14 protein-coding genes are annotated in these 12523 nt (G+C 63.3%); 9 read left to right on the forward strand and 5 right to left on the reverse strand.

Annotated features, from left to right (window positions below):
• Positions 1 to 109: 109 nt before the first annotated feature.
• Together AC1D0N_RS26760 and AC1D0N_RS26765 are read right to left on the reverse strand one after the other, a co-directional pair.
• Positions 110 to 1039: a glutaminase gene (locus AC1D0N_RS26760; RefSeq protein ID WP_477248987.1), complete on the reverse strand. Its 930-nt coding sequence runs from the start codon at positions 1037 to 1039 to the stop codon at positions 110 to 112.
• Positions 1040 to 1047: 8 nt separating this feature from the next.
• Positions 1048 to 2199 (reverse strand): pyridoxal phosphate-dependent aminotransferase, encoded by a 1152-nt coding sequence (locus AC1D0N_RS26765; protein ID WP_477248988.1) that lies wholly within the window; start codon positions 2197 to 2199, stop codon positions 1048 to 1050.
• Positions 2200 to 2368: 169 nt separating this feature from the next.
• Between AC1D0N_RS26765 and AC1D0N_RS26770 the strand changes: the two genes are divergently transcribed.
• The 6 genes from AC1D0N_RS26770 (at position 2369) to aat (ending at position 7691) form a co-directional block, all read left to right on the forward strand.
• The gene (locus tag AC1D0N_RS26770; RefSeq protein ID WP_477248990.1) at positions 2369 to 3766 is read left to right on the forward strand and encodes a M48 family metalloprotease; all 1398 of its coding nucleotides are present in this window, start codon (positions 2369 to 2371) and stop codon (positions 3764 to 3766) included.
• A 58-nt stretch (positions 3767 to 3824) separates the two neighbouring features.
• The gene (locus tag AC1D0N_RS26775) at positions 3825 to 4631 is read left to right on the forward strand and encodes a DsbA family protein (protein ID WP_477248992.1); all 807 of its coding nucleotides are present in this window, start codon (positions 3825 to 3827) and stop codon (positions 4629 to 4631) included.
• Positions 4632 to 4776: 145 nt separating this feature from the next.
• A complete protein-coding gene (gene aroQ, locus AC1D0N_RS26780; RefSeq protein ID WP_477248994.1) occupies positions 4777 to 5211 on the forward strand; it encodes a type II 3-dehydroquinate dehydratase in 435 nt (144 codons plus the stop codon).
• Between the two features lie 26 nt (positions 5212 to 5237).
• A complete protein-coding gene (gene accB / locus AC1D0N_RS26785; RefSeq protein WP_477248995.1) occupies positions 5238 to 5696 on the forward strand; it encodes an acetyl-CoA carboxylase biotin carboxyl carrier protein in 459 nt (152 codons plus the stop codon).
• Positions 5697 to 5703: 7 nt separating this feature from the next.
• Complete coding sequence (accC, locus tag AC1D0N_RS26790; RefSeq protein ID WP_112392211.1) at positions 5704 to 7047, forward strand: acetyl-CoA carboxylase biotin carboxylase subunit; 1344 nt, start codon at positions 5704 to 5706, stop codon at positions 7045 to 7047.
• A gap of 26 nt (positions 7048 to 7073) precedes the next feature.
• Entirely contained in the window at positions 7074 to 7691 is a 618-nt protein-coding gene (gene aat, locus AC1D0N_RS26795) for a leucyl/phenylalanyl-tRNA--protein transferase (protein ID WP_477248997.1), read from the forward strand.
• A 12-nt stretch (positions 7692 to 7703) separates the two neighbouring features.
• On the opposite strand, the gene AC1D0N_RS26800 is transcribed toward aat, so the two are convergent.
• The 3 genes from AC1D0N_RS26800 to AC1D0N_RS26810 form a co-directional block, all read right to left on the reverse strand.
• On the reverse strand, positions 7704 to 8090 hold the full coding sequence (locus tag AC1D0N_RS26800; protein ID WP_477248999.1) for a hypothetical protein: 387 nt from the start codon (positions 8088 to 8090) through the stop codon (positions 7704 to 7706).
• Positions 8091 to 8178: 88 nt separating this feature from the next.
• Positions 8179 to 8715, reverse strand: a complete 537-nt coding sequence (locus AC1D0N_RS26805; RefSeq protein WP_477249000.1) for a DUF2155 domain-containing protein — start codon at positions 8713 to 8715, stop codon at positions 8179 to 8181.
• A gap of 113 nt (positions 8716 to 8828) precedes the next feature.
• The gene (locus tag AC1D0N_RS26810) at positions 8829 to 9227 is read right to left on the reverse strand and encodes an NADH:ubiquinone oxidoreductase subunit NDUFA12 (protein ID WP_477249002.1); all 399 of its coding nucleotides are present in this window, start codon (positions 9225 to 9227) and stop codon (positions 8829 to 8831) included.
• A 207-nt stretch (positions 9228 to 9434) separates the two neighbouring features.
• Between AC1D0N_RS26810 and panB the strand changes: the two genes are divergently transcribed.
• From panB to AC1D0N_RS26825, 3 genes are all read left to right on the forward strand, one after another.
• Entirely contained in the window at positions 9435 to 10289 is an 855-nt protein-coding gene (panB, locus tag AC1D0N_RS26815; protein ID WP_477249004.1) for a 3-methyl-2-oxobutanoate hydroxymethyltransferase, read from the forward strand.
• The gene (panC, locus tag AC1D0N_RS26820) at positions 10286 to 11137 is read left to right on the forward strand and encodes a pantoate--beta-alanine ligase (RefSeq protein WP_477249006.1); all 852 of its coding nucleotides are present in this window, start codon (positions 10286 to 10288) and stop codon (positions 11135 to 11137) included. Before panB ends, panC begins: the two co-directional genes overlap by 4 nt.
• A gap of 213 nt (positions 11138 to 11350) precedes the next feature.
• Positions 11351 to 12511, forward strand: coding sequence for a helix-turn-helix transcriptional regulator (locus tag AC1D0N_RS26825; protein ID WP_477249008.1), 1161 nt, complete (start codon positions 11351 to 11353; stop codon positions 12509 to 12511).
• Positions 12512 to 12523: the final 12 nt, after the last annotated feature.

A 12523-nucleotide genomic window follows, 5' to 3' on the forward strand; every position in this document is an offset into this window, starting at 1 on the left:
GCCTTTCAGCCAGTTAGATTGATTTCTTGCTAACAAGAAATCCCGCGCGGTCGAGAAGACGGCGCGGGATTTTTGTTGCCTGTCGTCGGCGTTAGCGTGTGCCTCGCGCTCAGGGCGCGAAGATCGACCAGTTCATCATCCTCGCCAGCTTTTCCAGCGCGATCGAGCCCAGCTTGGAATTGCCGTTGGCGTTCAAGCCAGGCGACCACACCGCAAGCGACGCAACGCCCGGCACGATGCCCAAAATGCCGCCGCCGACGCCGCTCTTGCCGGGAATGCCGACGCGGAAGGCAAAGTCGCCGGACCCGTCATAGTGGCCGCAGGTCAGCATCATCGCGCCAATGCGGCGTGCGCGCTCGGCCGACACCACGGAGTGTCCGGTCGCCGGGTTCTTGCCGCCATTGGCAAGGAAGCGACCGGCCAGCGCCAGCTGCCGGCAGCTCATGGCGATGGCGCAGTGGTGGAAATAGACACCCAGCGCCAGCTCCGGCGCGTGGTGGAGATTGCCAAAGGATTTCATGTAGTTGGCAAGCGCAAAGTTGCGATAGCCGGTGGCGCGTTCGGAAGCGGCGACCTCGCGATCGATGATGATCGTTTCGTCGTCGGCGAGGAACTGGATGAAACGCAGGATCTCGCCGATCGCCTCACGCGGCTGGTGGCCGGCGAGCAGGATGTCGGAAATCACGATGGCGCCGGCATTGATGAACGGATTGCGCGGAATGCCGTTCTCATGTTCGAGCTGGACGATCGAGTTGAACGGATTGCCAGAGGGCTCGCGCCCGACGCGTTGCCACAGCGCGTCACCGACATTGCCGAGCGCCAGGGTCAGCGTGAACACTTTCGAGATGCTCTGGATCGAAAATGCCTCGTCGGCGTCGCCCGCCATGAGCACGCGGCCGTCATTGGTGACGGCGGCGATGCCGAACTTTTTCGGATCGACCTTGCCGAGCTGCGGAATGTAGGTGGCGACATCGCCGCGATCGCTGCGCGCCGCCATCTCGGTGGCGACTTCGGCCAGGGCCTGTTCGAGTTCCGGCATACCCGTCCTCACACCTTCAGCCAGCGCTCGATGCGCGCCATCGCCTCGACCATGTCGTCATGGCTGCCGGCATAGGAAAAGCGCATGGTGCGGTGCCCTTGCAGTGGATCGAAGTCGCGGCCGGGCGTCGCCGCCACATGCGCCTCGGCCAGCATTTTTCGCGCGAAGGCCATGCTGTCATTGGTGTGCCAGGTGACATCGCAGAAGGCATAGAAGGCACCGTCCATGGGTGCGGCCAGCGCAAAGCCGAGCTCCGGCAGGCGTTGCATCAGAAGCTCGCGGTTCCAGGCATAGCGCGCCTTCACCGCTTCCAGTTCCTGCGTCGCCTTGAACGCCTCGATCGCGGCGATCTGCGAGAGTTCCGGCGGTGAGATGTAGAGGCTCTGGGCGATGCGCTCGACCGGCCGCACCAGCTCTTGTGGCAGCACCATCCAGCCGATGCGCCAGCCGGTCATGCAATAGTATTTCGAGAACGAATTGATCACCGTCGCACTCGAGCTGTAGGCGAGCGCCGAGGTGTCCGGCGCCGAGTAAGCCAGCCGGTGGTAGATTTCATCGGAGATCACGGCGATGCCGAGCTCCTCGGCCGTCTTCACCAGCGCCGACAGTTCCTCGGCGGGTATGACCGCGCCGGTCGGATTGGCCGGGCTGGCAAACAGCACGCCCCTCAGCGGTTTTTCCCGGTGCGCGGTCTTCAGATGTTCGGCATGGAGATAGGCGTCGCCGTCGAGTTCGATCTCGACGACCTCGATGCCGAGCGCCGCCATGATGTTGCGGTAGGCCGGATAGCCGGGCGCGGCGATGGCGACGCGGTCGCCCGGATCGAACATTGCCAGAAACGCCAGGTTGAAGGCGGCGGACGATCCGGTGGTCACGGCGATGCGGCCGGGCGCGACGTCGATCCCGTAGTGCTCGCCATAATGCTCGGCGATCGCCTTGCGCAGACCAGCAAGCCCCAACGTGTCGGTGTAGCCGATGCGGCCGATCTTCAGCGCGTTGGCCGCAGCCTCTCTCACGCCGATCGGCGCCGGGTCCGACGGCTGGCCGACAGCCATGGAAACGACCGGCACGCCGGTGGCTTTCAGCCGGTTGGCCTCGGCCAGAATGTCCATGGCGTGGAACGGCTCGACCTCACCGCGGCGCGAAAGCGAAACAACCATTTGACCTCACTGTTGCCGCCCCATTTTGCCGCCAGATCCAGCCGCCGCAGACAGCCGGCTTTGATGACCGCGCCGCACAAATGCCCGATTGATGTGAGGATCACAAGTTCAGGAAGTTTCCGGTGCCGACTCTTTTCATCGTTCGCCCGCTCGTTTACCAGTGGACCTCATGCTGAGCCGACCCAAATCGACGATTGCCAAGGCCGCGCGCATCTTCGCGACGCTTGCGCTTGCCGCCGCGGTGGCCCTGTCCGGCTCGGTCAATGCCTTTGCCCAGAACGTGCCGGTGGTGCGCGATGCCGAGATCGAGGCGCTGGTGCGTGACTATGCGCGGCCGATCTTCAAGGCAGCAGGCCTGGCGGGTGATGGCATCGACATCGTGCTGGTCAACGACCAGAGCTTCAACGCCTTCGTTGCCGGGCGGCGTCTGTTCATCAACACCGGCGCGCTGATGATGGCGGAAACGCCCAACGAGATCATCGGCGTCATCGCCCACGAAGCCGGCCACATCGCCGGCGGCCACCAGCAGAAATTGCGCGAGCAGCTCGAGCGCGCCAAGACGATGGCGATCATTGCCACACTGCTTGGCGCCGGCGCCATCGTTGCCGGCGCCTCCACCGGCAGCCGCGGCCTTGCCGGCGCCGGCATGGGCGTTGCGGCCGGCGGCGGCGAGATGGCGCAGCGCAGCATCCTGGCCTATCAGCGCACCGAAGAGACCACCGCCGACCGCTCGGCTATCACCTATCTCAACGCCACCGGCCAGTCCGGCATGGGCATGCTGAAGACCTTCGCCCGCTTCCAGAGCGCCCTGTCGCTATCCGGCGCGCAGGTCGATCCCTACCGGATCAGCCATCCGATGCCGCAGGAGCGCATCGCCAATCTCGAAGTGCTGGTCAAGCAGAGCCCCTATGTCGACAAGGTCGACCCGCCGGCGCTCCAGCAGCGGCACGACATGATGCGCATCAAGATCGCCGCCTATATGGGTGGCCAGGCCGCCGCGGCGCGGCTGATCCGCAAGAACCCGGGAAGCCTCGCTTCGCAATATGGCGAAGCGCAGACGGCCTATCTCTATGGCAATCTGGCCACCGCGCTCGCCAGGACCAATGCGCTGATCAAGACACAGCCGAAAAACGCTTATTTCCAGGAATTGCGCGGCGACATCCTGATGAAGGCGAACAAGCCGAAGGACGCGGCGGAAGCCTATGCCAAGGCGGTCAGCCTCGATCCGGCAAGATCGGGACTGCTGCCGGTCTCGCTCGGCCAGGCGCTGATGGCCGTCGGCACTCCTGATTCTCTGAAGAAGGCGGTGGTGCAGATCAACAATGGCATCGGGCGCGACAAGGAAAACGCCGAAGGCTACCGTTATCTGGCGCAGGCATATGGCGAGCTTGGCAACATTGCAGCGGCCGAACTGGCGACAGCCGAAGGTCATTTCTATTCTGGCGACTACAAAAATGCGAAAATCTTCGCCATGCGCGCACAGCAGACTATGAAGCGCGGCGAGCCGGGCTGGCTTCGCGCCCAGGATATAATAAACTACGCGCCATCAGGCAAAATCAAAAAATGAACCTTCCGGCGGCATGCGGCGACAAAAGCGGACGGAACAGGCTAGAGGATAAGGGATGATGAACAAGGCAATTCTGCTTGGCACGACTGGAGTGGCTGCCGCTCTTGCCATGCTGGCTTTCGGGTTCGTCGCTGGAAGTCCGCAGGCTGCAAAGGCCGGGACGACGGCGCAAGTCGTGCAGGTAGCGTCCTCGGACACCAAGGTCGACCGCACCGAAATCGAAGGCATCATCCGCGACTATCTGTTGAAGAACCCTGAGGTTCTGCTCGAGGTGCAGGATGCGCTCGAGGCCAAGCAGAAGGAAGAGCAGCGCATCGCCGCCCTCGGCGTCATCACCAAGGCCAAGAGCGAGATCTTCAACTCCAGCTTCGACGGCGTTGTCGGCAATCCGAACGGCAAGGTCACCATTGTCGAGTTCTACGATTACAATTGCGGCTTCTGCAAACGCGCCATCGAGGACATGCGGGCACTGACGAAAGCCGATCCGGATCTGCGTTTCGTGCTCAAGGAATTCCCGATTCTCGGCCCGGATTCGCAAAAAGCCAGCGTCGTCTCGATGGCTTTCCATCTGATGATGCCGGAGAAATACGGCGAGTTCCACAACGCGCTGCTTGGCGGCCAGGGCCGCGCCACCGAGGCTGCGGCCATCAAGGTGGCGCTGTCGCTCGGCGCCGATGAGGCAAAGCTGCGCGAAAAAATGAAGGACCCGAGCATCACCGAGACCTTCTCCAAGACCTATGACCTTGCCAACAAGCTGGCCATCACCGGAACGCCGTCCTATGTGGTCGGCAACGAGGTGGTGTTCGGGGCGCTTGGCCAGCAAGTGCTGGCGGAAAAGATCGAAGCGGCGAAGGCCGCGCTCTGATCGGCCGGTGATTTGGCGGGCCGGCGGATTTTCGGCTGTTGTGGACAGCAAAAGAACGCACTTGCGCTCTTTTCGCAGGCGTCTATGCCCATTATAGAGGCCCAGTGCGCCGGCTTGCCGCCGGCACCGGGAAAGGTCGGCATTTTTGAAAACTGTTTTCGTCCTGAACGGCCCCAACCTTAACGCGCTTGGCAAGCGCGAACCTGGGATCTATGGCGGCAAGACGCTTGCCGCCATCGCCGACGATTGCAAGCAGGCAGGTGCGGCCCTTGGGCTCGAGATCGATTTTCGCCAGTCGAACCATGAGGGCGATCTCGTCGACTGGATCCAGGAGGCCGGCGACAAGGCCGCCGGCATCGTCATCAATCCGGGTGCCTACAGCCACACCTCGATCGCCATTCACGACGCCATCCGCGCCATTGCGCCGCTGCCCGTCGCCGAAGTTCATCTTTCCAACATCCATGCGCGGGAATCGTTCCGCCACGTCTCCATGGTCGCGCCGGTCGCTGTCGGCATGATCTGCGGGTTCGGGCCGCTCGGCTACACTCTGGCGCTGCAGGCGCTGGCAGCACGCCTATGACCGGCCAACAAACAGAAGGCTCGAAAATGTCGATAAAGAAGACCGGTGTTGACCAGCAGCTCATCCGCGATCTGGCGGGCATACTGAACGACACCAACCTCACCGAGATCGAGGTCGAACTGGGCGACCTCAAGGTGCGCGTATCGCGCCAGGCGCCGGCCGTTCATGCGATTGCAGCACCGCAGCCGAGCTATGCGCCGGCGGCAGCGCTGCCTGCCGCGGCTGCCGCGCCGGCAGCCGTCGACGTGTCCAAGAACGCGGTGCCGTCACCCATGGTCGGCACCGCCTATCTGGCGCCGTCGCCCGACGCCAAGGCATTCATCGAGATCGGCACGAAGGTCAAGGAAGGCCAGACGCTGCTGATCATCGAGGCGATGAAGACCATGAACCAGATCCCCTCGCCGCGCGCCGGCACGGTGACGGCGATCCTGTTCGAGGACGGTCAGCCGGTCGAGTACGGCATGCCGCTCGTCGTGATCGAGTAAAACAGGAATGTTTCAGAAAATCCTCATCGCCAATCGCGGCGAAATTGCTCTGAGAGTGCTGCGCGCCTGCAAGGAGCTCGGCATCCAGACCGTGGTGGTGCATTCGACCGCCGACGCCGACGCCATGCATGTCAGGCTCGCCGACGAGAGCGTGTGCATCGGCCCGCCGCCGTCGCGTGACAGCTATCTGAACATCCACCAGATCGTTGCCGCCTGCGAGATCACCGGCGCCGATGCGGTGCATCCGGGCTACGGCTTCCTGTCGGAGAACGCCAAGTTCGCCGACATCCTGGCCGCGCACAACATCACCTTCATCGGCCCGTCCGGCGACCATATCCGCATCATGGGCGACAAGATCGAGGCCAAGCGCACCGCAAAGCGCCTCGGCATCCCGGTGGTGCCCGGTTCGGACGGCGCGGTCACCGATCAAAAGGAAGCCAGGCGCATTGCCGCTGAGATCGGCTATCCCGTGATCATCAAGGCATCGGCCGGCGGTGGCGGGCGCGGCATGAAGGTCGCGCTTACCGAGGCCGACCTTGAGATCGCCTTGCAGACAGCGAGCACGGAAGCCGGTGCGGCCTTCGGCGACGACGCCGTCTACATCGAAAAATATCTGGAAAAGCCGCGCCACATCGAGGTGCAGGTGTTCGGCGACGGCGCTGGCCGCGGCGTGCATTTCGGCGAGCGCGACTGTTCGCTGCAACGCCGCCACCAGAAGGTCTGGGAAGAGGCGCCCTCGCCGGCCCTCAACGCCGAGGAGCGCGCCCGCATCGGCGGTATCTGCGCCAAGGCCATCGCCGACCTCGGCTACTCGGGCGCCGGCACCATCGAATTCCTCTACGAGAACGGCGAGTTCTATTTCATCGAGATGAACACCCGCCTGCAGGTCGAGCATCCGGTGACCGAAGCGATCACCGGTATCGATCTCGTGCACGAGCAGATCCGCGTCGCCTCCGGCGGCGGGCTTTCGGTGAGGCAGGAGGACATCAAGTTCAACGGCCACGCCATCGAATGCCGCATCAACGCCGAGGATCCGCGCACCTTCACGCCCTCGCCCGGCACCATCACCCATTTCCACACGCCAGGCGGCCTCGGCATTCGCGTCGATTCCGGCGTCTATTCCGGCTACAAGATCCCGCCCTACTACGACAGCCTGATCGGCAAGCTGATCGTGCATGGCCGCAACCGCGTCGAATGCATGATGCGGCTGCGCCGCGCGCTCGACGAATTCGTCGTCGACGGCATCAAGACGACACTGCCGCTGTTCCGCGATCTCGTCGGCAATGCCGACATCGCCAATGGCGACTACGACATCCACTGGCTGGAAAAATACCTGGCCAAGGAAGAATAGCCACGACTTGCCGCTATGATGACGCGATGACCCGTCCCTACGCGCCCGGCTATCGCATCCCGACAGACCTTTTGCTCAAGGCCTATGCTTCGGGCGTCTTCCCGATGGCCGAAAGCGCCACCGACCCGGAAGTGTTCTGGGTGCGGCCGGAGACGCGCGGCATCATTCCGCTCGACGGCTTTCACGCCCCGAAGAGCCTAAGAAAGACGATCCGCAAGAACCCGTTCGACATCCGTTTCGATTTCGATTTCGAGGCGACGATCGATGGCTGCGCCGAACGGCGCGAAGAGCGCCGTTCCACCTGGATCAACGCGCCGATCCGCGAAGCCTACGTGCAACTGCACCGGCTCGGCCATTGTCATTCGGTAGAGGCGTGGCGCGAGGAGCGGCTGGTCGGCGGTCTCTACGGCGTCTCGCTCGGCCGCGTGTTCTTCGGCGAGAGCATGTTCGCCAGGGAGACCGACGCATCGAAGACCTGCCTGTTTTATCTCGTCGAGCGATTGAAGGCGCGCGGCTTCGCGCTGCTTGACACCCAGTTCACCACCGAACACCTCAAGCGCTTCGGCGCGGTCGACGTGCCGCGTGGCAAATACGAGAAGATGCTTGCCGACGCGCTGAAGGGCGAAGCCGTCTTTTTTCCCTGACGGTCAGACTTTTCACCCTTTCGCAGCAGCATCCATCGGCGTCTGCGAGTGGAACATCATCTTCCAGCCATTGACGCGATGGACATAGCCGGTGCTGACCAGCGCCGCGTATGGCTCGCCGTTTTCTCTGACGGCGCGAGCCTCGTAAGTCATCATGATGATGTCGCTGCCCGGCTCGATGATGCCCTTGAGGTCCATCTTCAGATTGCGCCAACGGTTCGGCTTGGTCGCGGTCTTGGCCAGATCGGCATTGTCCATGGCTTGCGCCATTTTCGGAAACGCCACGAGGCATTCGGTGTCGACATTGGCCTCATAGTAGGCCGCGTCGCCGGTCCAGAACCCTTTTTCGAGTTCGAGCAGGTCTTTCTTGCTGGCGGTGATCCGCTTGCTGTCTGACATCGGGAAATCCTCCGGCGCATCGATGCGCGGTCTCCTTCCCTAACGTGTAGCCAGCCGGGCGGTTCCCCCTACCGACTGGTATTGGGGATCAGTTCGCGTCGGTGCTGTCGGGGTCGGTCGCTTCCGGAGCGGCGGCGGCCTTCGGCTTGGACGTATCGACCTTTGGTGTGCCGGCCTTGGCTGCATCGGGCGGCGGCACGTCCGATTTCTGCTTGCAGCCCTTTAGCCAGACGTCATAGACGGCGTGCTCGACCGCGTTGAGGCCGGGGCTTTCGGCAAACATCCAGCCGGTGAAGATGCGGCGGATTTTGCGATCCAGCGTGATCTCGTCGACCTCGACAAAGGAATCGGTCTTCGGCTCTTCGGTTTCGGGCCGCGAATAGCAGATGCGCGGCGTCACCTGCAAAGCGCCGAACTGCACCGTCTCGTCGATATAGACGTCGAAGGTGATGATGCGGCCGGTGATCTTGTCGATGCCGGCGAATTCGGCGACGGGATTGGTGATCCGATCGGACGCCGCGGGCGCCTCCGGCGTCTGCGCGGCGGCAAACGCCGCCGTGCATGCGGCAACACTTACGGCTGCCGCCGTCAGTCCACCCATCGCGATTCGGCTCAAAATGCTCATCTGGGAATACCGGTGGTTTGCGCCCGGGTGATTCTCGCACCCAAGGCTAGTCGCCGCTGTCATATCAGCAAGCAGCTAAACGCCAATTGTGGCGACAAAAGACCGGCAACCGGTCAAGAACCGGGCGTCCAGGCATCGTAGTCGCCCGTCACCTGCGGGCGGTGCTGATTGGTCAGCACCGAGCCCTTCGGGCGATAGGCAGCAGCACTTCCCGTGAGGTTCGGTTCGTGCGCCTTTTGCCAGTCGCGCGGCCGGTAGTCGTCGCTCGGCGGCGCCACATCGACGCGGTGATGGATCCAGCCGTGCCAGCCCGGCGGTATAGCCGAAGCTTCCGAGTAGTTGCGGTAAATCACCCAGCGACGGGTGCGGCCTTCCGAATCGGTGCCGCCCTCATAGTAGGTGTTGCCGGTCTCGTCCTGTCCGACCTTCGTGCCGTAGCGCCAAGTATGCAGGCGCGTTCCCAGCGTCTGGCCGTTCCACCAGGTGAAAAATTGCGTAAGGAAAGTTTTCATCCAGATCCTCGCGGGCGGCAGCTGCGGCGCCCGTTCCCTGCTTATGGCGTCAGCCCATCGCGAAGGCAAGAGTTTTGCCACGGTTGCGGCACTAGGTCGTCTAGCGAAGCCACCAACGTCACGCTTGCCAAGCCCCCATCGTCTTTCTAAAGCTCTGCGCGCCCTGTACGGGTATCCGGCCTGATTGCCGGTCAAGGGAGGTGACGATTGGCCCCACACGCATCCGACCCTGATGTCCGGATCAGCGCCGATGCCATTCGTCGTCGCAAGGGCGGCGTGCCGATCGTCTGCCTGACCGCCTATACCTATCCTGTCGCCCGGCTGCTCGACGACCACGTCGACCTGCTTCTGGTCGGCGACAGCGTCGCCATGGTCCTGCATGGCCACAAGACCACGCTCGGTGCCTCGCTGGAGATGATGATCGCCCATGGGCAAGCGGTGATGCGCGGTTCCGCCAAAGCCTGCGTGGTGGTCGACATGCCGGCCGGCAGCTACGAGGCCTCTGCGGCGCAGGCCGTTGCCTCGGCCCGGCGCATCGTCGATGAAACCGGCTGCCAGGCCGTCAAGCTGGAGGGCGGCGTCGACATGGCCGCGCAGATCGCGGCAATCGTCGCCGCCGGCATTCCGGTGATGGGGCATATCGGCCTGCTGCCGCAATCGGTGGAAAAGGATGGCGGCTACAGGATCAAGGGCCGTAGCGAGGAGAATGTGGCGGCGCTTTATCGCGACGCCGACGCGGTCGAAAAGGCCGGCGCCTTTTCTGTCGTCATCGAAGGCACGGTCGAAACCGTCGCCGCCGAGCTTACCCGGCGCATTGCCATCCCGACCATCGGCATCGGCGCCAGCGGCGACTGCGACGGCCAGATCCTGGTCATCGACGACATGGTCGGCCTGACCGTCGACCGCGTGCCGAAATTCGTCAAGCAATATGCCGATTTGCGCAGCGTCGTCGCGGGCGCTGCCGCGCGCTACGCCGCCGAGGTGCGCGACCGGAGCTTTCCCGGACCGGATCACGTCTTTTCAGCCGGCAAGGAGTTTTCAGCCAAGAAGGATAGGGCATGAGCCGGCCAATCGTCGTCGACAGCGTCGCGGCACTTCGCGCGCAAATCCGGGACTGGCGGCGCGATGGCCTGAGCGTCGCCATGGTGCCGACCATGGGCGCGCTGCATGACGGCCATATCTCGCTGGTCAGGATCGCGCTCGAAAAGGCCGATCGCTGCGTCGTCTCGATCTTCGTCAATCCGGCCCAGTTCGCGCCGACCGAAGACCTCGACAAATACCCGCGCCAGCTTGCCCACGATTTCGACCGGCTGGCGGAGGCCGGAGCGCATCTTGCCTTCACGCCGACTGTTTCCGAGATGTACCCGGTCAGCTTTGCCACGAAAATCTCGGTTGGAGGTCCCTCTTCCGGACTGGAATCTGATTTCCGGCCGACCTTCTTCGATGGCGTCGCAACGGTCGTGGCAAAACTCTTTCTGCAAGCATCTCCCGACCAGGCGATCTTCGGCGAAAAGGACTACCAGCAGCTCTGCGTCGTTAGGCGGCTGTGCCGCGATCTCGACCTGCCGGTTGAAATCATCGGCGCGCCGACCGTGCGCGACGCGGACGGCCTCGCCATGTCGTCGCGCAACGCCTATCTCGGCGCAGCCGAGCTTGAGATTGCACGCCAGCTCAACGCCATCCTGTACAGATCGGCGGCGGCACTTGCGGCCGGCGGCGATGAAGTTAGCGTAACCGGCCAGGCCAGCAGCGCTCTTCTCAGCGCCGGTTTCCGCAGCGTCGACTATGTCGCGGCGCGCGCCAGCCTGACGCTTGGCCCGTGGCGGCAAAACCACGACGGGCGCTTGCTCGCCGCCGCTTGGCTTGGCAAGACCAGGCTGATCGACAATGTGGAAGTTCCCTCCGCCTAGCGCGCAGGACCACAACCATCTGCGCTACTCTGGGATGTAGCTCCAAGCACCAGATGCAGATCTACGCTGCACGGTGATGCAGCTTTGACACAACCACAAGCGATGTGAACCAATTCACATACATCAATAGGTCGAAAAGGTTGTGTGCGACCTTCCGCAAAATTATTGTGGAACTTGGCACCGAGTCACTCCTGTTGTGGCAAAAGAGAACCCATGTCTCCCCTTGCAAATACGATCGGTCGCACACTGCCGCAGGTCGTCGAGGCAATCTACGATTCGATTGCCGACATCGACCGCTGGCAAGCGACACTCGATGCCATCTGCAGATTGGCAATCGGCCAGCTTGCCATGCTTGGGGTCGTCGACACGGTCAGCAACTCGGCCCGATTTTCGGTTTCCTGCGGCGATCCGGCCATACTGGAGCCGCTGCAGCGCGACTACGGAGCCGCGGTGCCCTTCTCCACCGCTCTGCCGAAGATGGACATCGACACGCCTTTCACGGTCGATTCCATTTATGCGCTGCAAGGCCCGGGCGCGCGGCAGAACTGGCTCGACAGCCGCATCGTGCGCGAATGGGTGGAGCCCAACCGGCTCGACGATTTCTTCTGGGTGGCGCTGATCAAGCGGCCAACCCGCGTCGGGACGCTGATGGTGGTGACGGACAAGGACAGGCGCCAGATTTCGAGCCAGGATCTCGAGCTGATTTCCCAGCTTGCGCCCCATGTTCGCCGCGCCGTGACCATCGGCGACCTGTTCGAGGCCGAACGGCGCAAGGCCGAGATTTTCAGCTCGATCATCGAGGGCCTCGACCATCCGGTGCTGATCGTTGCCGACGACATGCAGATTCTTTTCGCCAATCCGGCGGCCGAAGCGCTGCTGAGCGAGAACATTTCGGTGTCTTCGGCGCGCGGCCAACTCTCGTTCAGCTATTCCGACGCCAATGCCGCGATCGGCCTTGCCGTCGAACTCGGCACGCGCGACGAATTCGCGCTCGGACCTTCCGGCATCAACATTCCCCTGGTCAGAGCCGACGTTCCGGCGGTGGCGCATGTCATGCCATTGGCGCGGCGTGAAATTTCGGCACGCGTGTCGCAGCGCGCCGCAGCCGCCATCTTCATCGCCGCCGTCGGCTCGACACCGATGCCGGCACTGGATGCGATCGCGGCACTGTTCGGGCTGACCGCAGCCGAAAAACGCGTCGCCAGCCATGTCGCGGCCGGCCTGACACGCCGTGAGATTGCCGCCACGAGCGGCGTCTCGGACGGCACCGTCAAGTCGCAACTGGCGACCATCTTCGACAAGACCGGCGCCAGCGACCAGCGCGGGCTGGAACTCTTGATGCGCGAACTATCACCGCCGCTGCGCTCGAGCTGAAACTGCGCCGGG

Source organism: Mesorhizobium sp. P2_E10, from assembly GCF_056404235.1.

Coding starts and splice junctions, on each gene's coding strand:
- AC1D0N_RS26805 (WP_477249000.1), bottom strand. CDS start 8,715: ATGAGCATTTTGAGCCGAATCGCGATGGGTGGACTGACGGCGGCAGCC.
- accB (WP_477248995.1), top strand. CDS start 5,238: ATGTCGATAAAGAAGACCGGTGTTGACCAGCAGCTCATCCGCGATCTG.
- AC1D0N_RS26765 (WP_477248988.1), bottom strand. CDS start 2,199: ATGGTTGTTTCGCTTTCGCGCCGCGGTGAGGTCGAGCCGTTCCACGCC.
- AC1D0N_RS26825 (WP_477249008.1), top strand. CDS start 11,351: ATGTCTCCCCTTGCAAATACGATCGGTCGCACACTGCCGCAGGTCGTC.
- AC1D0N_RS26775 (WP_477248992.1), top strand. CDS start 3,825: ATGAACAAGGCAATTCTGCTTGGCACGACTGGAGTGGCTGCCGCTCTT.
- AC1D0N_RS26800 (WP_477248999.1), bottom strand. CDS start 8,090: ATGTCAGACAGCAAGCGGATCACCGCCAGCAAGAAAGACCTGCTCGAA.
- AC1D0N_RS26760 (WP_477248987.1), bottom strand. CDS start 1,039: ATGCCGGAACTCGAACAGGCCCTGGCCGAAGTCGCCACCGAGATGGCG.
- aat (WP_477248997.1), top strand. CDS start 7,074: ATGACCCGTCCCTACGCGCCCGGCTATCGCATCCCGACAGACCTTTTG.
- accC (WP_112392211.1), top strand. CDS start 5,704: ATGTTTCAGAAAATCCTCATCGCCAATCGCGGCGAAATTGCTCTGAGA.
- AC1D0N_RS26810 (WP_477249002.1), bottom strand. CDS start 9,227: ATGAAAACTTTCCTTACGCAATTTTTCACCTGGTGGAACGGCCAGACG.
- panC (WP_477249006.1), top strand. CDS start 10,286: ATGAGCCGGCCAATCGTCGTCGACAGCGTCGCGGCACTTCGCGCGCAA.
- AC1D0N_RS26770 (WP_477248990.1), top strand. CDS start 2,369: ATGCTGAGCCGACCCAAATCGACGATTGCCAAGGCCGCGCGCATCTTC.